Origin of the sequence: Nocardia wallacei (assembly GCF_014466955.1) — a bacterium.
GTDB classification, from domain to species: domain Bacteria; phylum Actinomycetota; class Actinomycetes; order Mycobacteriales; family Mycobacteriaceae; genus Nocardia; species Nocardia wallacei.
In genome coordinates this window covers 5,993,789-6,013,237 of sequence record NZ_AP023396.1, presented here as the reverse complement: position 1 = coordinate 6,013,237, position 19,449 = coordinate 5,993,789, and the positions used below count along the sequence as shown (strand labels likewise).

Below are 19,449 nucleotides of genomic sequence, written 5' to 3'. Positions count from 1 at the left end.
GGGTTCAGCGCAGCCCGACCACCTTCGCCTGACCGGTGACGACGATGTCGTCGGCGTCCACCAGCGCGACCCGCACCTGCACCGTCTGACCGGCCGACAGCGGCGCCTCCTCGCCGTTCGTTCCGGTGAGCACGATGACGGCGGTCTGCTGGGTGCCGTCGCACGTCACCTGGTTCTGGGCGCCCGAGGCCGAGGGGCTGTCCGCGTTCGGGTCGCCGACCATCGCCCGGATGGCGGTCACCCCGGCCGCGGCCTCGCAGGTGTAGTCGACGCCGATATTGGCCGGGCCGACGCCGGTGAGGTCGATGGTGTTGGCGGCGAAGGCGGGAGCGGCGGTCGCCGCGATCGCCAGGCCCATCGTCGCGAAGGTGGTCGCCATCAGGGCGGGACGTCGGTAGTTCCGATAAATCGCCATGGATCTCGGTCCTCCTGCGTAGCGGAAGTGGATCACGGACACGATCTGGAGAACACCGCGGCGCGCAGCGCACCACCCGTCCATGCTCCCGTATCGCTCGCCCGCGGCATAGCACATCGCGACAAAAGGTGGCTGACCTGCGGGGGTCAGGGGTTGAGCAGTCGGTTCGCCCAGTCCAGGTGCTCGTCGAGGCCCGAGACGGCGAACATCAGGTCGACGAAGGTGTCCTCGTAACCGTCGTCGGTGAGCAACCGCAGCGTGTCGGCGACCTGCTCGACCCGGCTGCCCGCCGCGACATTGACGCGCACGACGGTGCGGACGGCCTCGGGTTCGCGCCCGGCGGCGCGCGCGGCGTCATCGATGACCGCGCGTTGCTGTTCGAGTTCGTCGGCGCGATGCGTGCGACCCGGTACCTGCACCACCGCCAGCCAGCCGTCGGCGCGCCGCCCGACCCGTTTCAGGCCCGGCGGGGTGAACGCCCCCAGATGGATCGGCGGGTGCGGGCGCTGCGCCGGTTTCAGGTCGACCCACGACGGCGGGATCGTCCAGTGCCGACCGTGATGCTCGACCGGATTGGTGGTCCACATCGCGTTCAACACGTCGAGCAGTTCGTCGAGCCGGGCGCCGCGCTCGCGCAGCGGCACACCCGCCGCCTGGAACTCCTCCGGCGACCAGCCGATGCCGAACCCGGGCAGCAGCCGACCGCCGCTGATCACGTCGATACTGGTCAATTGCCTGGCCAGGGCCACGGGCGGATACCACGGCGCGACAAGCACATTGCTGCCCAGCCGCGCGGTCGTGGTCGCCGTCGCCGCGACCGTCAGCGCGACCAGCGGGTCCAGCACGGTGCGGAACTCCGGCGGGATGCTGTCCGTGCCGGCGTAACCCCGGGCCGGATCGGTCGGGGCGAGAAGTCGGTCGCCGACCCACAGGCTGCCCGCGCCCAGCCGTTCGGCGGTCGACGCGAAGTGTGCGATGTCGTCGTAGGCGGACTTTCCGAACTGTGGCAGCGCGAATCCCAGCATGCCGGTCAGGCTAGCGAGAAAAACTGGCTAGTTCAATATTTATGACCGATCGGTAGCAGGGATTTGCTGATTCGGCAAAGGACTTTGTCGGAACCGTGGCGGCGGAGGCAGATTGGGGAAGGCCGGTTCGTGCACCGGCCTCGGCAGTCAGGAGACGAAACCACCATGGACGCACAGTTCTGGGACGAGCGGTACGGCAGCCGCGATCTACTGTTCAGCGGCGAGCCCAACGCGGTGCTGGTCACCGAGGCCGCGGGCCTGCCGCCCGGACAGGCGCTCGATGTCGGCTGCGGCGAAGGTGGTGACGCGCGCTGGCTGGCCGGGCAGGGCTGGCAGGTCACCGCCGTGGACATCTCTCGGGTCGCGCTGGAACGGGCTCGGGCCGCCGGTGTGCCGGGGCCGGGCGCGGTCGCGTGGACTCGCGCCGACCTGACCGTCACGCCGCCGCCCGCCGCCGCCTTCGACCTGGTATCGGTGCAGTACTTTCCCTTTCCCCGGCAAGCCGGTGATCGTGCGCTGCGCGGCCTGCTCGACGCCGTGGCGCCCGGCGGCATCCTGCTCTTCGTCGGCCACGACCTCGCCGATCTCACCGGTCACGAAGACTTCGATCCCCACGCCTTCTATCACCCCGCCGACGTTGCGGCACTGCTCGATTCCGGCTGGGACATCGAGGTATCCGAGACCCGCCGACGCATCGGGCCGCCGCCTGCCGGTACCCACCACACCCACGACGTCGTCCTGCGTGCCCGCCGCGACCGCTGAGCGTCGCGCGACCAGGAGTAGTCGCGGAACAGCAGGAGAGAAACCGGCCGCGGCGAACAGCGCTGGGCGACAGGTGACCCCATGTGCCCGATTCGCGCCGTGCGATTCGACGGCGTGTCCGTGTGTGCGGGGACGGCCGGAGCGGGCACCGTATACGGGTGCAGGTGAGTGCGGGCCGATTTCGTCGCGTCTACGACCCGAGCGTGGGGGAGACGCGGCCGTGGTACATCAACGATCACACGGTGGTGCGGGGCGCGGACGGCTGGCATCTGTTCGGCATCACCGGTACCGAACCGGCCGACCCGTGGCGGGAGGCCGCGTTCGCGCACGCCACGGCGGATCGGCTGACGGGACCGTGGACGAAACGCCCGCCCGCCCTGACCGTCGACCCGGACTACGGCGAGACCCACCTGTGGGCGCCGTATGTGGTTCGCGCCGACGGCCGGTACTTCATGTACTACGACGGCGGCGGGACCGACCGCACCGCCACGGCGATGAACCTCGCCACCTCCACCGACCTGTGGCGCTGGACTCGGCACCCGGACGGCTCGCTGTTCCGCGACGGGTACGACGCCCGCGATCCGATGGTGTTGCGGCTCGGGGACCGCTGGGTCATGTACTACTGCGCGACCAGCGCACCGGGCGGGGGACACCACGTGGTCGCCTATCGGACCAGCACCGATCTGGTGCACTGGAGCGAGCGCGCCATCGCCTACACCGACCCACGCACCGGCACCGGCGCCGGACCCACGGAATCGCCGTTCGTGTTGTGCCACAACGGTTTCTGGTATCTGTTCCTCGGCCCGCGGCCCCGCTACGTCGGTACCGACGTCTTTCGCAGCGACGATCCCCTGCACTTCCGTCCGGCGGACCGGGTCGGCCATATCGCGGCGCACGCGGCGGAGATCGTCGATGACGACGGCACGCTGTGGATCACCCGCGCGGGGTGGGGGCAGGGCGGGGTACACCTCGCGCGGTTGCGGTTCGCGGACTGACGGTCGTGACAGGTGTGCGTGGCCCGTGACAGAATCCGGGGCGGGGGATGGTCTATACGAAGCTCGGTTTCCGGGCCTACGGCTTTCCGGCGGTCGGCCCGTCCAGTCGGTATCCGTCGAACAGGCGGCCGCCGAACGTGTCCAGGACGGCGGTGGCGACCGCGGTCATGGGCCCGGCGTCACCGCCCGCGACCGCACGCAGGGCGTCTGCCAGCGACCGGGCGTGGTCGGTGCCATCGGCCCGATCGAACGCCACCAGTTCGCGATGCAGCCGCTTGCCGCCCGCACTCCAGCAGCGATTGCCGGTCAGGATCAGGTCGGCGGTCTGCGTCCACAGCGCGGTCCCGATCAGCAGCCGCTCGTCGGGATCGGTCGCGCCGCACAGATCGTCCAGCAGATCGGTGAGCCCGTAGCGCGCGGACCGTAACTCGCTCTCGCTCAACGCCTTCGGTCCCGCCGCCAGCTTCCGCAACGACTCCGCGCGCATCCGCGCACCGCTACCGTCCCGATCGACCAGCACCACCGACCGCCCGATCAACCGCAACGTCCCGGGCCGCCGCCGCTCGCCCTCGACCCGGCGAAAATACGCTATCGACGTCTCGGTCTGCACGAACAACTCCACCGGCTTCCCCCGGTGCACCAGCGACTCCCGATACGGCGCGGGCGGCCCCGCGAGCAGCACGGTGATATCCAGATCCGAGGTAGCGGTAGCACTCCCGTCCGCCGTACTCCCACCCAGCCACGCCGCCCGCGCCTCCGGAAACCGTTCCCGCACCAGCAGTTCGGCAAGTTCGAAGTCGTCCGGCCGCATGTCGCCATGGTGACATCGGAGTAGGCGGCAGGGAAGGGCCCGGCCACAGATCCACGTCGGAGGGCGGAGACCGTCGCGACGTGTGTCGGTACGGGCCGCGCGGCTACTTTCCGTGGATGAGGCGGCGGGTGTGTGCGTAGCGCGCTCGGATTTCCCGGCCCGGGCCGTCGGCGGGGGCGGGGAATTCCTGGGGCGGGGGCGCGGCCCAGGGCGGTGGTTCGGGGGTGGCGGTGAGGGCCCAGGCGGCTTGGCGGGCGGCGCCGAGGGCTACGTATTCCTGGGGTTCGGGGACGGCGACGGTCACCTCGAAGATCTGGGCGGCGATTTCGGCGACCAGGCGGTTGGCGGCCGCGCCGCCGATGAGCAGCACTCGGCGCGGGCGGATGCCGTCGGCGCGGAGCCGGTCCAATGCCTCGGCGAGGTTGCACAGCATGCCCTCGATGCCCGCGCGGGCCAGATGCTCCGGGGTCATGTTCGACAGGGTCAGGCCGTGCAGGGTGCCGGTGGTGTCGGGGAGGTTGGGCGTGCGCTCCCCGGCGAGGTAGGGCAGCAGGGTGAGTCCCGCCGCGCCCGGGACCGACTGGCGGGCACGGGTTTCCAGCTCGCGCAGGCCGACACCGGCGAGGGCGGCCGTGCGGTCGAGCACCCGCGCGGCGTTCAGCGTGCACACCAGCGGAAGGTAGGCGCCCGCGGCGTCGGCGAAGCCGTTGACGACCCCGCCGGCATCGGCGCTGGGATGTAGGGCGCGGGTGAAAACCGTCCCGCTGGTACCCAGCGACACCACGACATCGCCCGCGTCGATGCCCAGACCCAGTGCGGCGGCGGCATTGTCGCCGGTCCCCGCCGCGACCAGCAGGCCGTCGGACGTGTGCCCGGCCGGTTCGGCCGGACCGAGCACCCGGGGCAGCTCCGGCATCCGATCCCGGAAGGCCAGGGCGACAAGGTCTTTGCGATACTCGCCCGTTTTCGGCGACCAGTAGCCGGTGCCGGAGGCGTCGCCGCGATCGGTGGTCGGTTCGAGGTCGGGGGTGCCGCCGCGCAGCCGCCAGGTGAGGTAGTCGTGCGGCAGCAGCACCCGCGCCACCCGATCGGCGTGCGCCGGTTCGTGATCGGCCAGCCAGCGCAACTTGGCGACGGTGTGCGCGGCGAGCGGCACGATGCCGACCGCGTCGGCCCAGGCCCGCGGTCCGCCGAACTCGGCGACCAGGTCCTGCGCGGCCTGCGCGGAACGCGTGTCGTTCCACAGCAGCGCCGGTCGCACCGGCGTGCCCGCGGCCTCCAGCGCGACCAGCCCGTGCTGCTGACCCGCCACCGCGATCGCCGATACGCCGTCGAGCAGGCCGTCGCGCGCCGACCGCAGCGCCCGCCACCAGGCGTCGGCGGGCACCTCGGTGCCGTCCGGGTGCGGAACCTTGCTGTGCCGCAGGATCTTTCCGCTGTCCGCGGCGCACACCACGACCTTGCACGACTGAGTCGAACTGTCGACCCCGGCTACCAACATCGGCTTCACTCCTTCCGCGGCGCACCGGCCACCTGCACCATGCCGGTGTCCGGCCGATCACCGCGACATCGGCGACCGACGCCGCCCGGTCACCGATCGATGCTGGTACCACAGTGCGGTGGTGGCGATATCGGCGCGATCGAGCGGCAGGTAGCAGCCGTCGTCGCGCCACCCGAGCGCCTGGACGGTGACCCGCAGGCTCCGGTCGAAGCAGATCGGGTCGCGCACGTGCCAGCGGTACATGCCGAACCGCTGCTCGGGCTGATATATCCGGTCGTCGGGCAGGGCCTGCACGAAACCGAGGTACGGGGTGGAGTAGGTCCGGTAGGCGTCGTCGAGGTCGAAGTTCCAGGCGCCACCGAAGTAGTCCTCGGTGCCGGTGCCGCAGATGGTCGGGTATTCGGTGTCGCCGTCGAGATAGAACTTCACCTCGCCCTCACCCCACCAGCCGGGCGCGTTCGGCGTGATCGCAAGGTAGGTGCCGACGTAGCGGCCCGGCCCGGGCACGTCGTCGAGGATGGTGTGCACGGCCGGACGGCCCAGGGGATTGCGCCGCCGCCACCGCGCGTGCAGGTAACCCGCCGAGCGCGGCACCTCCTGCTCCAGATAGGTCAGCTGGTAGTACACCGGCACCGGCGCCGCGCCACCGTTGTGCAGGGTGACCCGGGCGTGCGCGCGAAAGGGCATGGGCCAGAAGCTGTTCAGTCCCCCGGCGGCCGCGACCACCACCATTTCCGAGTTCACCAGCGCGAGTTCGTCCCACGCGTTGCAGAACAACGCCCCCAGCGGCACGTCCACGGCGGGGTCGGCCTCGTCGTCCCAATACATGCGCAGCCGCAGCCGGTTCAGGGCGGTGCGGTCGGTGGTGAGCCAGAAGTGCCGGATGACGCCGGGCCCCGAGACGTCGGCCAGCGTGGCCGTCTCGTCCGGCGCGAGGTCGATCGAGGGGGACACCTTCCAGCCGATCCCCAGGTCGCCGGCCGCGGTCGCGCCGGTCCCGGTCGCCGCGCGTGCGCCCGCTCCCGGCGCCCCGGTGGGGTTCTCCGGACTGATCGAGCGGGTACGTCCCTGGTCGAGCCGCCATAGTTCGTGCACCATCGGGATTTTGACATGCGACCCGGCCCGCGCGGTCGCGATTGGCCCCGAGAGAGCCGAACCCGGCGGCCCGGGGCATAGGCTGGATGAACTGACGGACGCTGTGTGTTCGACTCACCGACGTGTTCGATACATCGACCGAGGAGGCCCCACCGTGCGGATCGGCATCTTGCTCAACGAACCGACCGGCCCCGACGCACTGCGCCGGATCACCGACGACCTGGCGCAGGCGGCCGAGGAGGGATTCGCCTCGGCGTGGCTGTCGCACATCTTCGGCATCGACGCGCTGACCGCGCTTGCGGTCGCCGGGAGCCAGGTGCCGGGCATCGAGCTGGGGACCGCCGTCGTACCCACCTATCCGCGGCATCCGGCCGCGATGGCCCAGCAGGCCCGCACCGCGGTGCTCGCGGTGGGCCCCGGGCGGCTGACGCTCGGTATCGGCCTGTCGCATCAGGTCGTCATCGAGAACATGTTCGGCTACGGGTTCGAGCGGCCCGCCCGGCACATGAAGGAGTACCTGTCGATCCTGCTGCCGCTGCTCGAGGGGGAGACGGTCTCCTACCGGGGCGAGACCCTCAGCGCCGAGCTGGCCCTGAGCGTCCCGAACGAGGGCCGGGTACCGGTCCTGGTCGCGGCGATGGGCACGCAGATGTTGAAGCTGGCGGGTCGGCGGGCCGACGGGACCGTGTTGTGGATGACCGGCCCGGCCACCATTCGCGACCACATCGCGCCGACCATCACCGCCGCCGCGGCCGAGGCGGGCCGCCCGGCGCCGCGCGTGGTCTGCGCCCTGCCCGTGCTGGTCACCGACGACGTCGACGGGGCACGGCAGTCGGCGGCGGAGGTGTTCGGGGCCTACGGTTCGCTGCCGTCGTATCGGGCGATGATGGATCGGGAAGGTGCGGCGGGGCCGGCGGATCTCGCGATCATCGGCTCCGAGGAGCACGTGGCGGCGCGGCTGCGGGAGGTCTCCCAGGCGGGCGCCACCGAGTTCTACGGCGTCGTGTTCGCCGGTGGTGACGCGGCGGCTCGCACCCGCAAACTCCTTGCCGGACTTGCCGATTGAGGTAGGGGAGATGGCACGGCGCGCCCGGGTGGACGATGTGCACGAGCTGGCACAGGCCATGCCGCACGTGACGGTCGAGTACGGCCCGCAGGGCAATGCGATCTACCAGGTCGGGCGCAAGTCGTTCATCTTCTTCAGAACGCCGCGCCCGGACGCGTTCGACCCGGCCACGGGGGAGCGCTTCGCGGATGTGATCGTGTTCTGGGTGCCGTCGGAGTCGGACAAGCTGGCGTTGGTGCAGGATCCGGATTCGCCGTTCTTCAGCACGCCGCACTTCGACGGCCATCTGTCGGTGTTGTTGCGGGGCAGCCGGATCGGCGAACTCGGCCTGGACGAGCTGACCGAGGTGGTCCAGGACGCCTGGCTGTCCCGCGCCTCGCCGACGCGGGCGAAGCGCTGGCTGGCGGAGCGCGGATGAACCGCGCAGCGCCGGTGTTGACCTCGAGTGTGGTTGAGGATGCACAGTGAGGGCATGACGCAGACCGCAGAGTTCTGGAACACCGCCTACGACAACGACACCGCGCCGTGGGTCATCGGCGAGCCGCAGCCGGCGATCGTGGCGCTCGAGCGCGCGGGCCACATCCGCGGGCGGGTGCTCGACCCCGGCACCGGCGCGGGCGAGCACACCATCATGCTCACCCGGCTCGGCTACGACGTGCTGGGCGTCGACCTGTCGCCCAGCGCCGTCGCCCACGCCCGGCGCAACGCGGCCGAGAAGGGTGTTCCGGCAGCGCGATTCCGGGTCGCCGACGCACTGCGGCTGGGCCGCGAGCCCGCGGCCGCCGCGGAACTCGGAGTGTTCGACACCATCGTCGACAGCGCGCTGTTCCACATCTTCGGCACGGAGCCCGAGGCCCGCGCCGACTATGTGCGCGCCCTGCACACTCTCACCGAGCCGGGCGGGTATGTGCACGTGCTGGCGCTCTCGACCGCCGAACCCGGTATCGGACCGCGTATCAGCGACACGTTGATCCGCGAATCCTTCGGCACGGGTTGGGAATTGGAGGATCTCCAGCCCAGCAGCTACCGCGGCCGCGTCACCGGCCTGGTCGCCGCGGAGGTCGAGACCCTCGACCTGAAGCCCACCGCCGACGGCATCATCGACACCGCCGCCTGGCTGGCCCGCATCCGCCGCCTCTGAACCGGCCGCGGCTGCGGAATCGTCCGTGGGAGCTGAGAACGTTCGAGGTGGTGGGGAACCAGGCTCAGTGCCAGGTCGCGTGGTGGGGAGACAGGGCGCGGCCCGCCTCGTGGGCCACCTCCAGCACCACGCGGGCCAAGCGGTCGAAGCTCATGGCCTCGGCTCGGCCGGACAGGGAGAGTGCGGCCGGTGCGGTGCCGCGAACTCGCAAAGGCGCTGCGACGCAGGCGATTCCGGCAACCGCCTCCTCGCGATCGACCGCGACGCCCTGGCGCAGGCGGATCTGTGCCAGTTCGCGGCGCAGGGCGTCGGGCTCGGAGACGGTGCGCGGGGTGAGGCGGGGCAGCCGGGTGCGCAGTGCCGCCTCGGTGATGGCGGGTTCGAGCGCCGCCAGCGCCGCCTTGCCCAGCGCCGTCGCGTGGGCGGGCATGCGGCCGCCGAGCCGGGTGGGCAGGGCGGTGGCGAACCGGCCACCGGCCTTGTCCAGGTACACCACGTCGCGGCCGTCCAGCACCGCGAGGTGGCCGACCATCCCGGTGCGCTGGGACAGCTCGTGCAGCAGCGGGCCGACCGCGTCGCGGATCTCGTTGTGGTCGGCGGTCAGGCCGCCCAGCTCCAGCGTGCGCATGCCGAGGCGGTAGCCGCCGGTCGTGTGCGCCAGCCAGCGCAGGCGGATCATCTGGTCCAGGATGCGGTGCACGGTGGAACGCGGCAGGCCGGTGCGTTCGACCAATTCCAGCAGCGTGAGGGTGGGGGTGGTGACGTCGAACGCGTCGAGAATCAGGGTCATCCGCTCGATCATCGAGACGGGCAGCGCGTTGCGGTTCTCCGTCGCGTGACGCGGGGCGGGAGTGGAGCGTTCCGCGGGCGGCACGGTGACGGTCATGGGTACCTCCGTTGTTCACGTGGAGTCTAGAAGTACATCCCCGCGACATGTGGAATTTCCCAATTTGTGTTTGCGGTCACAACGTCGGCGCCTCGCGCACGAATCACGTCGCGGCGGAATCGTTGCCGGTGAACGTGACTCGCACCGAGACCGGCGTGGTCTGCAACGCGGCGAACCCGGCCGCGGTGAGCGGAGCGAGCAGCGGATGTGGCGCGAAGGCGCGCGCCCGGGCGACCACATCGTCGTCGGGCCGCAACTCCGCCGTCCCGTCGTACCACCGGTCCCCGCGCCGCAGCCGCACCCGCGGATTCGCCCGCACATTGTTACCCCACCCCGAACGCATGCCGTGCTGGCAGATGAGCCACGCCCCCTCGTCGTCGAAAAGCGCCGACACCGGCACCCGCCGGGGCCGACCGGATTTCCGCCCGACGGTCTCGAGCTCCGTAGCCAAGGTGGACCGCACCCCCAGCCGATCCAGCACCCGGAAGGCCGGATTGGCCACGTACCGGCCCACATTCCGCTCGATCCGAAACTTGCGCGCCAGCGCCTCCCGACGAATCACGTCGCCCTCGCCCCGCCTCGACGCGCACCCACCCCGCCCCGCCCCACGCTCGAACTTGCTTCGTCCCAATGCGCGCCCGAAACCGTTGCGGGGGAAGCTGTAGCGAGGGAGTCGGTCGTGGCCCGGTTCGCTGCTGCGGCGGCGCGGCCGGAATGCGTCGATTCCATTGCGCCGCACCATGGAAAGGGCGGTCCACCACGGGGAACGGGCGAGGTCGGGGGCGGAGCCGGCGCCGAGACGGTGCAGTTGGTCGGTGTGCCACTGCAGGTCCAGCGCACCGTCGACGGTTCTCATGCGGCCGCGAGTCCATCGGTCGGGCAGGCCCAGGGAGATTGCCGGGGGATGCAGTGCTGCCGTGCGCCCGCTGAGCAGATCGGCTGCGGCGCTGGGGAATACGGCGGCGGGCCGGCCCAGGCCGACGGCGTCGCAGGCGCCGCTGCCGACCGCGGCCGACATCGCCGACCGCGAGCGGAAGCCGCCGGTCACCGCCAGCGGCACAGGGCCCGCCGCGCGCCGTGCGGTCTCGGCGTACTCCAGGAAGTACGCCTCCCGCGCCCGCGTGCTAGCCGACGTGCCGCGCGCCCGCCCCATCATCGCGGGCGATTTGTAGCTGCCCCCGCTGATTTCGATCAGATCCAGCCCCTCGGCGGCCAGCGCTTCGACCACCGCCCGCGACTCCTCCTCGGTGAAACCACCGCGCTGGAAGTCGGCCGAGTTGAGCTTGATGCCCAGCGCGAATCCGGGCCGCACCGCCGCGCGGATCGCCCGCGCCACCTCGAGCACGAAACGCCCGCGCCGCCGGGCGTCGCCGCCCCAATCGTCGGCGCGCCGGTTCGCCAGCGGCGACAGGAACTGCGACACCAGGTAACCGTGCGCGCCGTGGATCTGCACCCCGTCGAACCCGGCGGCCTCGGCCACCCGCGCCGCGGTGGCGAAACGGGCTATCAGGTCGGTGATTTCGGATTCGGTCAGCGCCCGCGGCACGGGCAGGCCCGGAATACCGGGCGCGACGGCGGACGGCGCCACCGGGCGGTTCCGGGTAGCCAGCGGGTTCGCCTGCCGCCCTGGATGATTCAGCTGCATCCACACCGGCGTACCCCCGTCCTTGGCGACCTTCGCCCACCGGGTCAGCTCGTCGAGATGCCGTTCGTCCTCGATGACGACATTGCCCGGCTCGCCGAGTTGGGTGCGGTCGATCATCACATTGCCGGTGACGATCAAGCCGAAACCGCCTGCGCCCCAGCGCGTATACAGCCGGTGCAGTCGCTCGTCCGGGCCCGCGCCGGAGTCGCCGAGCCCTTCGCTCAGCGCCGCTTTCACGATCCGGTTGGGCAGCGTCTGCCCGCACGGGAGGGGTAGTGGGTCGTGCAGGCTCGCCATCGGATGCTCCTCCGTCGCGGTAGACCGATCGGTTTATCAGCACGGTAGTACACCGATCGGTCTAGGGCAAGGTAGGCTGTTCGCAGTGCGGACGGAGAGGAATCGGACCATGGGCGCGCGGGAGCGGCTGATCGACAGCACCGTCGATCTGATGCGCCGCAACGGGGTCGCGGGCACCGGCATCGCGCAGCTGCTGCAGCACAGCGGCATCTCGCGGCGGTCGGTCTATCTGAATTTCCCCGAGGGCAAGGCGGAGCTGGTGGCCGCGGCCACCCGATCGGCCGGGCAGGCGGCGAGCGTGCTGATCGGCAAGCTCACCGCCGGTGCCGACCTGGCCGCGGCGGTGGCGGCATTCCCGTCGCTGTGGCGCGAGGCGATGGTGTCGAGCGATTTCACCGCCGGATGCCCGATCGTGGCGGCGGCGCTGGGTCGTTCGGAGGCACCGGCGGCGGCGGACGCGGCCGGCGCGACCTTCGCCGACTGGGAGCGGATCCTCGCCGAGCGGCTGCGCGCGGAGCGGGTGGCTCCCGAGCGCGCGCTGTCGCTGGCTACCACCATCATCGCCGCGATCGAGGGCGCCGTGGTGATGTCGCTGGCCACCCGCTCCGCCGAGCCGCTCGAACGGGTGGGCGCCCAGCTGTCGGATCTGGTCGCCGGATACACCCGATGATCGGTGGTTCTCAGTCCGGCCGGACCGCCCGGTAGTAGGTGACGCGACCCAGGCGCCGGTGCGGCTGTGAGTCCACCACGGCGCAGTCGAAACCCGCGTCGCGCAACAGTCGCGGGATACCGTCGCCGAGGTTCCCGCCGATGTGTTCTCCGCGCAGCGTCAGCCGCGCCGCGAGGCCGTCGGCGGGCGTCATCGGACCGCCGATGTCGACCACGTGCAACCGCCCGCCGGGGCGCAGCACCCGAAATGCCTCGGCGGCCAGCGCCTGCTTGATGTCGGCGTCGAGGTGGTGCAGCATCAGCGAGGACAGCACCCGGTCGAATTCGCCGTCGCCGTACGGGAGTTCCTGAGCGTAGGCGTGTTCGAACCGAATGCCCTGCTGTCCCTGTGCCTTTCGCGCCGCGCGGGCCAGAGCGCGGGGATCGGGATCGGTGCCGATCACCTCGGCGGCAGGCCGGGCGCGTTTCGCCCGAAGCGTGAGATTGCCAGTGCCGCAGCCTATTTCGAGAATTCTGTGGTCGTCGCGCAGTTCGGCCTGGTCGACCAGACGCTCGTGCAGCCGTGGCGCGCCGAGCAGCCGGGTCAGCAGATCGTAGGCGGGCAGGAACGCGTCGCGACCCGCGGCGGGCAGGTAGTCGTGCCGGTTGCCCATCGCGGTGGTGACGGAATGTGGACGATGTTCGGTCATACGATCCATGGTGAGCGCCGGTAGCCGCGGGTAGTGGGGTGATTATCGGCGAAAATGGGACTATCTTCGGTGACGTGCGCGAGTCGACCAGAGTGGTGGGGCACCGGCGGGGTGTGCCCGTGTACGACTACCGGACCGACAACGCCGTCCCGCCGGTGTCGCTGCTGCGTTTCAGTGCTGTCGACGGCCACACCATGCTGATGCGCGACGGCGGCGCACCGGGCGTGCGGCGGGAGGTGCGCCCGCACATCCACGACTTCCCGGTGCTGTTCTATGCCGGCGACGCCGTCGTGTACGTGATCGGAGCAGGCCAGGTCGTCGACATCGCCGCGGCTCGTACGGTCGGCAGCGGAGTCGGGGTGTTCTTCGATCCGGCCGTCCTGGACGACGGCCGGACGCCGTGGCCGGCGTGGCGGTCGCATCCGCTGCTGTTCCCGTTCCTGCACGGCCGTTCCGGTGGCTTGCTGCGGCTGGAGGTGCCCCCGGATCGCCGCCCCCTGTGGGACGCGGCGATCGCGGCGATCGAGACCGAACTCGCCGAACGGCACGAAGGGTATCGGCAGGCCGCGTGCGCGCACCTGACCCTGCTGCTCATCGATCTCGCCCGCTTGGCCGCCGATGTCGTGGGCGATCTGCGGCGCAGCGGCGAACCCCTGCTGGCCGAGGTGTTCGACGTGATCGAGCGGCGGCACGGCGAGCCGCTGTCGCTGCGCGACGTGGCACGCGCGGTCGGCATGACGCCCGGACACCTGACCACCGTGGTGCGCCGTCGCACCGGCCGCACCGTGCAGGACTGGATCGTCGACCGCCGGATGGCCGAGGCGCGGCGCCTGCTGGCCGAGACCGAACTGCCGGTCGCCGAGGTCGCGCGTCGTGTCGGCGTCGCCGACCCCGGCTACTTCACCCGCCTGTTCCATCGCACGCACGGCGCCCCGCCCCGCCGGTGGCGCGCCGCGGCCGCGGCCCCGTCGTGACGGGACCGAATTCGATGTGCTGAGGCCGGGTGCGGGCAACTAGCCTGTCTCCCATGAAGATTCTGGTCACCGGAGCCACCGGGAACATCGGTAGGAAAGTGGTCGATCATCTGATTGCGCTGGGCGCGGACGACATTCGCGCCCTGTCCAATCACCCCGAACGCGCCGAGCTACCCGAGGGCGTCGAGGTGGTGCGGGGGTATCTGCGCCGGGTGTCGACGTTGCCCGCGGCACTCGAGGGTGTGCAGCGGATGTATCTGGCGCCCGTGCTGGAAACCGTCACCGAGGTGGTGGAGCTGGCCCGGCAGGCCGGCGTCGGCCGCATCGTCGACCTGTCCGGCGACGAGACCACCGACTGGCAGCCCATCGCGCGCGCCGTCGAGAAATCGGGCGTGCCGTGGACGCACCTGTACGCGGGCGAATTCATGGAGAACACCACGATGTGGGCGGAGCAGGTGCGCGCCACCGGCACGGTGCGCGAGCCGTATCCCGAGTCCGCGAACGCGCCGATCGCGATGGACGATATCGCCCGCGTCGCCGCGACGGTGCTGACGCAGGACGGCCACGACGGCATCGCCTACCCGCTGACCGGGCCGGAGACCCTCACCAGGGCGGAGCGGGTCCGGCAACTGGGCGTGGCGCTGGGGCGCGACCTGTCGTTCGAGACCGAATCCCGCGAGGAGACCGTCGACCGGCTGCGCCCGGCGATGGGTGAGTTCGCCGAGTGGTACGTCGACGGCCTGGCGGCGATGGTGGAGCACCCCCAGGAGGCGACGACCGCCATCGCCGATCTCACCGGCCGCCCCGCCACCACCTTCGCCGAATGGGCCGCCGCTCACGCCGATCAGTTCCGCTGAGCCCGATCCAGCGCCGCCTCGATCTCGGTGCGGCTCGGGATCGCCGCGCTGGCACCGAGTTTCGTCGTGGCCAGGGCGCCCGCCGTGCAGGCCCAGGCGAGGGCGGCGGCGGGGCCTTCGTGCCAGTGCGCGGCGAGTGCGCCGGTGAAGATGTCGCCCGCGCCGGTGGTGTCGACCACCTCGACCCGGATGCCCGGCTGAGCCACCTCGCCCTCGGGACCGCGGTACACCGCTCCCGCCGCGCCTCGGGTGACGACGACGTGCGCCACGCTCTCCAGCGGCGCGGCCAGGCGCGCGGCCTCGCCCGCGTTCACCACGGCGATATCGACGACCGACCAGAACTCGGCGGAAAGCTCCTGCGCGGGAGAGGGATTGAGCAGCACCGTGGTACCCGAAGCGCGGGCGTGCCGGGCGGCGGCGAGCACGGTCGGCAGCGGAATCTCCAACTGGCACAGCAGGACGTCCGCCGCCGCGACCGCCGCGAGGTCGGCGGGGGCGAGTTCGGTCAGCGCCGCGTTGGCGCCCTCGACCACGATGATGGTGTTCTCACCCGTGTCGTCCACCACGATCGAGGCGACCCCGCTGGGGCCCGACACCGAGCGCAGCCGCCGCGTCCCTACCCCGGCGTCGCCGAGCACCTCGCGCAGCACGGGCGCGAACAGGTCGTCGCCGACCGCCCCCACGAACTCGACCTCCGCCCCCGCCCGCCGTGCGGCGATCGCCTGATTCGAGCCCTTGCCGCCGGGCACCATCTCGAAGCCCCGGCCCAGCAGCGTCTCACCGGGTTCCGGCCGCCGCCCGGTCGTCGTCACCAGATCCATGTTGATGCTGCCCACCACCGCGATTCGCGCCATATCCGCACAGTAGGCTGATACCCATGACTGCTCCCACTGCCACCGATCAGGACACCGTCCGCACGGTGGTGCACGACGCGGCGCGCCGCGCCCGGGTGGCGTCGCGAACGCTCGCCCAGCTCACCACCGAACAGAAGAACTCCGCGCTGCACGCCGCCGCCGACGCGCTGCTGGCCGCCGCGGACCGCGTGCTCGCCGCCAATGCCGAGGACGTCGAGAGCGCCCGCTCGGCCGGCACCGAGGAGTCGCTGCTCGACCGGCTGCGCCTGACCGTGGCCCGCGTCGACGGGATCGCCGCAGGGCTGCGCCAGGTCGCGGGCCTGCCGGACCCGGTGGGTGTGGTGGTGCGGGGCTCGACGCTGCCGAACGGGCTGGAGATCCGGCAGGTGCGGGTGCCGCTGGGCGTGGTCGGGATGGTGTACGAGGCGCGGCCCAACGTCACCGTCGACGCGTTCGGGCTGGCGTTGAAGTCGGGGAACGCGGCGCTGCTGCGCGGCTCCTCCTCCGCGGCCCGGTCCAATGCCGCGCTCGTCGAGGTGCTGCGGGAAGCCCTTGCGGCGCAAGAACTTCCCGAGGACGCGGTGCAGTTGCTGCCCAGCGCGGATCGTTCCAGCGTCACCCATCTGATCCAGGCGCGCGGCCTGGTCGACGTGGTCATCCCGCGCGGCGGGGCGGGTCTGATCAACGCCGTGGTCCGCGACGCGCAGGTGCCCACCATCGAGACCGGCACCGGCAACTGCCACGTCTACGTGCACGCCGCCGCCGATCTGGACATGGCCGAGGCGATCCTGCTCAACGCCAAGACACGCCGCCCCAGCGTCTGCAACGCGGCCGAGACCGTGCTGATCGACGACGCCATCGCCACCGTCGCGGTGCCCCGGCTGATCGAGGCGCTGGAGCGGCACGGTGTCACCGTGCACGGCGACCTGCCCGGCCTGATCCCGGCGAACGACACCGACTGGGGCGAGGAGTACCTGAGTATGGACATCGCGCTGCGGGTGGTCGCCGGTCTGGACGCGGCCGTCGAACACATCAACACCTGGGGCACCGGGCACACCGAGGCGATCGTCACCGGCGATCTGGCCGCCGCCCGCGAGTTCGGCAACCGGGTCGACGCGGCCGCCGTCATGATCAACGCCTCCACCGCGTTCACCGACGGCGAGCAGTTCGGCTTCGGCGCCGAGATCGGCATCTCCACCCAGAAGCTGCACGCCCGCGGCCCCATGGGTCTCCCCGAACTCACCTCCACCAAGTGGATCGTCTGGGGCGACGGCCAGACCCGCCCCGCCTGACCCCGCGGCACCGGTTCGCCCCACCCCGGGCGAACGAACAGAGAGAACACGATGACAGACGACCAGTGGTGGAACGCGGCACCCCACCCAGCCGACCAGCCCCCGAAGCAACCGGCCAGTCCAGGGCAACCAGTCGACCATGGTCTCTCCCAACCCGAAACGCCGCGGCAGAGTCAGTCCGGCGATCATGATCTCGCCCAACCCGGTCAGCCGGGACAGAATCGGACCGCCGGGCAGGGCCACGCCCAGCCCAGCGGATCGGGCCGATCCGGTAGTCAGGTCCCGATGCAGTCCGACGTTCCGGGCCAGCCAGGCGAGCAGGGCTACCCTCCACCGGGCATGCCGGGTCAGCCCGGTGACCAAGGCTTCGAACAACCCGGCGGGCCAGGGCAGGGTGCGGAGGCCGGGGCGCCGGAGACTGTGCTGTACGGCGGGCAGGGGCAGACCGGCGGGCATGGTGTGGCGCAGTCCGGGGCACCGGAGACGGTGTTGTACGGAGGGGCGGGGCAGCCGCCGGCCGGGTATGCGTATCCTGCGGAATTTCCTGGGGGACAGGGGAATTACCAGGGGCAACCCGGGGCTGGGGGATACGGTCAGGTCCCGCCGCAGTATCCCGGGCAGGCGGGATATCCCGGGCAGCCGTACGGGTATCCAGGGCAGGCGCAGTATCCGTATCAAGGTGGCTATCCGCCGCCGCCGGGCGGGGGGAACAAGGGGCTGCTGATCGGGTTGCTGGCCGCGGGTGTGGTTGTGGTGCTGGCGATCGTGGGAGCCGTGGTCTTGGTGGTGAATCGCGACTCGTCGCCGGACCAGGCGAGTTCGGCGAGCAGTACCCGTTCGAGTGCGCCACGGACCAGCGGGGCCAAGGCACCGACCCCGGTTGTCCCGGGATTTCGAACGGTCGCCGCACTGAACTATGGCATCGCCTACGACGTCCCGGCTACCTGGACCGTCGCCGCGACGAGTACGTACCGGATCGCGGGCACGGCAACGGCTTCCGATGGCGAAAGCTACTGCCCGGGTTCGGCCTACCGCACGGTCTCCTTCGTATCCCCGTCCCCGTCCACCGATCTCGCGGAAGCCGCCCGCGCCATCGGGATGAGCGCGGCCAGGTCGGGCTACAGCAGCTCCACCGATGCCACACCCACCCCGCCGCGATCGCTCACCGCGAAAGGCATGACGGGCAAGGCAATTCAGGTCTCCGGCACCTGGCGCCCCTCCAAGCCGGGCTGCACCACCACCACGTACACCGTCCACACCTTCGCCTTCACCGCGCCGAGCGGCTCCACGCTGGTCCTCGGCATCGTCGCCGACACCGGCACCACCGATGAACTGACCCCGTCCACCGCCCAGCAGATCCTCGGCAGCGTCCGCCCCCTCTGACCAGCCCGAGTCGGCGGCCCGAACGGCGTGCGATTCCTTACACCCGGTATCAGCGGGGTACGCCGGATGTGTACCGTCGGACGAGAATGTCTATACGGTGCATACCACTGTGCCCGCGGCCTGCGGGTCGGCGGGCCGTACGGGAGTGGCGGGCCGCTCCGGAGGAGGATCAGTGCAGTCCGGAGGAGGATCAGTGCAGACCGCAGTGCACGAGCCGATCTTCGCGTCGGTCGACGATGTGATCGAGCGGCTGGCGAAGACCGGCTACCTGTCCGACAAGGGGACCGCCACCTCGGTGTTCCTCGCCGACCGGCTGGGCAAGCCGCTGCTGATCGAGGGTCCGGCCGGTGTCGGCAAGACCGAGCTGGCGCGGGCGGTGTCCCAGGTCGCCGGCGCCGAGCTGGTGCGCCTGCAGTGCTACGAGGGCATCGATGAGGCGCGGGCGCTGTACGAGTGGAACCACGCCAAGCAGATCCTTCGCATCCAGGCGTCCAGCGAGAACGGCTGGGAGGACACCAAGGCCGACGTCTTCAGCGACGAATTCCTGCTGTCGCGCCCGCTGCTCACCGCGATCCGCCGCACCGACCCGACGGTGCTGCTGATCGACGAGGCCGACAAGGCCGATGTCGAGATCGAGGGCCTGATGCTCGAGGTGCTCAGTGACTTCGCCGTCACCGTCCCCGAACTCGGCACCATCACCGCGGTGCGCCGCCCGTTCACGGTGCTCACCTCCAACGCCACCCGCGAACTGTCCGAGGCGTTGAAGCGCCGCTGCCTCTACCTGCACATCGACTTCCCCGACGAGGAACTGGAGCGGCGCATCCTCGCCAGCCGGGTGCCCGAACTCGCGCCCGCGGTGTCGGCGCAGCTGGTCCGGGTCGTGCACGTGCTGCGCGGCATGCAGTTGAAGAAGCTGCCGTCGGTCGCGGAGTCGATCGACTGGGGGCGCACACTGCTGGCCCTCGGCCTGCGGGACCTCGACGACAAGACCGTCCGCGCCACCCTGGGCGTGGTGCTCAAACACCGCAGCGACCACCAGCGCGCGCTGGCCGAGCTGAAGCTGGCCTGATCGTGTCCGGCACGCGCGGCACC

20 protein-coding genes are annotated in these 19,449 nt (G+C 71.2%); 11 read left to right on the top strand and 9 right to left on the bottom strand.

Annotated elements, in window-relative coordinates; all coding sequences use genetic code 11:
• Positions 1-4 precede the first annotated feature (4 nt).
• Positions 5-415, bottom strand: a complete 411-nt coding sequence (locus tag NWFMUON74_RS26640) for a hypothetical protein (RefSeq protein ID WP_187684513.1) — start codon at positions 413-415, stop codon at positions 5-7.
• Positions 416-561: 146 nt separating this feature from the next.
• A complete protein-coding gene (locus NWFMUON74_RS26635) occupies positions 562-1,440 on the bottom strand; it encodes a TIGR03619 family F420-dependent LLM class oxidoreductase (RefSeq protein ID WP_187684512.1) in 879 nt (292 codons plus the stop codon).
• A gap of 165 nt (positions 1,441-1,605) precedes the next feature.
• On the opposite strand from NWFMUON74_RS26635, the gene NWFMUON74_RS26630 reads away from it, so the two are divergent.
• Positions 1,606-2,202 (top strand): class I SAM-dependent methyltransferase, encoded by a 597-nt coding sequence (locus tag NWFMUON74_RS26630; protein WP_187684511.1) that lies wholly within the window; start codon positions 1,606-1,608, stop codon positions 2,200-2,202.
• A gap of 158 nt (positions 2,203-2,360) precedes the next feature.
• Positions 2,361-3,197 (top strand): glycoside hydrolase family protein, encoded by an 837-nt coding sequence (locus NWFMUON74_RS26625; protein WP_187684510.1) that lies wholly within the window; start codon positions 2,361-2,363, stop codon positions 3,195-3,197.
• Between the two features lie 76 nt (positions 3,198-3,273).
• Here the strand turns inward: NWFMUON74_RS26625 and NWFMUON74_RS26620 are convergent, their stop codons facing one another.
• The 3 genes from NWFMUON74_RS26620 to NWFMUON74_RS26610 form a co-directional block, all read right to left on the bottom strand.
• Complete coding sequence (locus NWFMUON74_RS26620; RefSeq protein WP_187684509.1) at positions 3,274-4,008, bottom strand: nucleotidyltransferase domain-containing protein; 735 nt, start codon at positions 4,006-4,008, stop codon at positions 3,274-3,276.
• Between the two features lie 103 nt (positions 4,009-4,111).
• Positions 4,112-5,509: a xylulokinase gene (gene xylB / locus NWFMUON74_RS26615; protein WP_187684508.1), complete on the bottom strand. Its 1,398-nt coding sequence runs from the start codon at positions 5,507-5,509 to the stop codon at positions 4,112-4,114.
• Positions 5,510-5,566: 57 nt separating this feature from the next.
• Positions 5,567-6,607, bottom strand: a complete 1,041-nt coding sequence (locus NWFMUON74_RS26610; protein ID WP_187684507.1) for a glycoside hydrolase family 172 protein — start codon at positions 6,605-6,607, stop codon at positions 5,567-5,569.
• 151 nt (positions 6,608-6,758) lie between these two features.
• On the opposite strand from NWFMUON74_RS26610, the gene NWFMUON74_RS26605 reads away from it, so the two are divergent.
• Genes NWFMUON74_RS26605 through NWFMUON74_RS26595 form a run of 3 tightly spaced genes read left to right on the top strand, consistent with a single transcriptional unit; the run spans position 6,759 to position 8,811 of the window.
• On the top strand, positions 6,759-7,670 hold the full coding sequence (locus NWFMUON74_RS26605) for an LLM class F420-dependent oxidoreductase (RefSeq protein WP_187684506.1): 912 nt from the start codon (positions 6,759-6,761) through the stop codon (positions 7,668-7,670).
• 10 nt (positions 7,671-7,680) lie between these two features.
• Positions 7,681-8,088, top strand: coding sequence for an MmcQ/YjbR family DNA-binding protein (locus NWFMUON74_RS26600; protein ID WP_187684505.1), 408 nt, complete (start codon positions 7,681-7,683; stop codon positions 8,086-8,088).
• A 54-nt stretch (positions 8,089-8,142) separates the two neighbouring features.
• Complete coding sequence (locus NWFMUON74_RS26595) at positions 8,143-8,811, top strand: class I SAM-dependent methyltransferase (protein WP_187684504.1); 669 nt, start codon at positions 8,143-8,145, stop codon at positions 8,809-8,811.
• Positions 8,812-8,875: 64 nt separating this feature from the next.
• Here NWFMUON74_RS26595 and NWFMUON74_RS26590 read toward each other — a convergent pair whose 3' ends face one another.
• Both NWFMUON74_RS26590 and NWFMUON74_RS26585 read right to left on the bottom strand, forming a co-directional pair.
• Positions 8,876-9,697, bottom strand: coding sequence for an IclR family transcriptional regulator (locus NWFMUON74_RS26590; protein ID WP_187684503.1), 822 nt, complete (start codon positions 9,695-9,697; stop codon positions 8,876-8,878).
• Between the two features lie 103 nt (positions 9,698-9,800).
• Positions 9,801-11,639, bottom strand: a complete 1,839-nt coding sequence (locus NWFMUON74_RS26585) for a nitroreductase family deazaflavin-dependent oxidoreductase (protein WP_187684502.1) — start codon at positions 11,637-11,639, stop codon at positions 9,801-9,803.
• Positions 11,640-11,748: 109 nt separating this feature from the next.
• Here NWFMUON74_RS26585 and NWFMUON74_RS26580 point away from each other — a divergent pair, with 109 nt between their 5' ends.
• A complete protein-coding gene (locus tag NWFMUON74_RS26580) occupies positions 11,749-12,309 on the top strand; it encodes a TetR/AcrR family transcriptional regulator (protein WP_187689436.1) in 561 nt (186 codons plus the stop codon).
• Between the two features lie 10 nt (positions 12,310-12,319).
• On the opposite strand, the gene NWFMUON74_RS26575 is transcribed toward NWFMUON74_RS26580, so the two are convergent.
• Complete coding sequence (locus NWFMUON74_RS26575) at positions 12,320-12,997, bottom strand: methyltransferase domain-containing protein (protein WP_232110610.1); 678 nt, start codon at positions 12,995-12,997, stop codon at positions 12,320-12,322.
• Between the two features lie 74 nt (positions 12,998-13,071).
• Here NWFMUON74_RS26575 and NWFMUON74_RS26570 point away from each other — a divergent pair, with 74 nt between their 5' ends.
• Together NWFMUON74_RS26570 and NWFMUON74_RS26565 are read left to right on the top strand one after the other, a co-directional pair.
• On the top strand, positions 13,072-13,971 hold the full coding sequence (locus NWFMUON74_RS26570) for a helix-turn-helix transcriptional regulator (RefSeq protein ID WP_187684500.1): 900 nt from the start codon (positions 13,072-13,074) through the stop codon (positions 13,969-13,971).
• 53 nt (positions 13,972-14,024) lie between these two features.
• Positions 14,025-14,828 (top strand): NAD(P)H-binding protein, encoded by an 804-nt coding sequence (locus tag NWFMUON74_RS26565; protein WP_187684499.1) that lies wholly within the window; start codon positions 14,025-14,027, stop codon positions 14,826-14,828.
• On the opposite strand, the gene NWFMUON74_RS26560 is transcribed toward NWFMUON74_RS26565, so the two are convergent.
• Positions 14,816-15,682: a ribokinase gene (locus NWFMUON74_RS26560; protein WP_187684498.1), complete on the bottom strand. Its 867-nt coding sequence runs from the start codon at positions 15,680-15,682 to the stop codon at positions 14,816-14,818. The two genes, NWFMUON74_RS26565 and NWFMUON74_RS26560, sit on opposite strands and share 13 nt — an antisense overlap.
• 23 nt (positions 15,683-15,705) lie before the next feature.
• Between NWFMUON74_RS26560 and NWFMUON74_RS26555 the strand changes: the two genes are divergently transcribed.
• From NWFMUON74_RS26555 to NWFMUON74_RS26545, 3 genes are all read left to right on the top strand, one after another.
• Positions 15,706-16,974: a glutamate-5-semialdehyde dehydrogenase gene (locus NWFMUON74_RS26555; RefSeq protein WP_187684497.1), complete on the top strand. Its 1,269-nt coding sequence runs from the start codon at positions 15,706-15,708 to the stop codon at positions 16,972-16,974.
• A 339-nt stretch (positions 16,975-17,313) separates the two neighbouring features.
• The gene (locus tag NWFMUON74_RS26550) at positions 17,314-18,357 is read left to right on the top strand and encodes a DUF8017 domain-containing protein (protein WP_187684496.1); all 1,044 of its coding nucleotides are present in this window, start codon (positions 17,314-17,316) and stop codon (positions 18,355-18,357) included.
• Positions 18,358-18,550: 193 nt separating this feature from the next.
• Positions 18,551-19,426 carry an AAA family ATPase gene (locus tag NWFMUON74_RS26545; protein WP_187684495.1) on the top strand — a complete coding sequence of 292 codons (876 nt, stop codon included), beginning with the start codon at positions 18,551-18,553 and terminating at the stop codon, positions 19,424-19,426.
• The last annotated feature ends 23 nt before the right edge of the window (positions 19,427-19,449 follow it).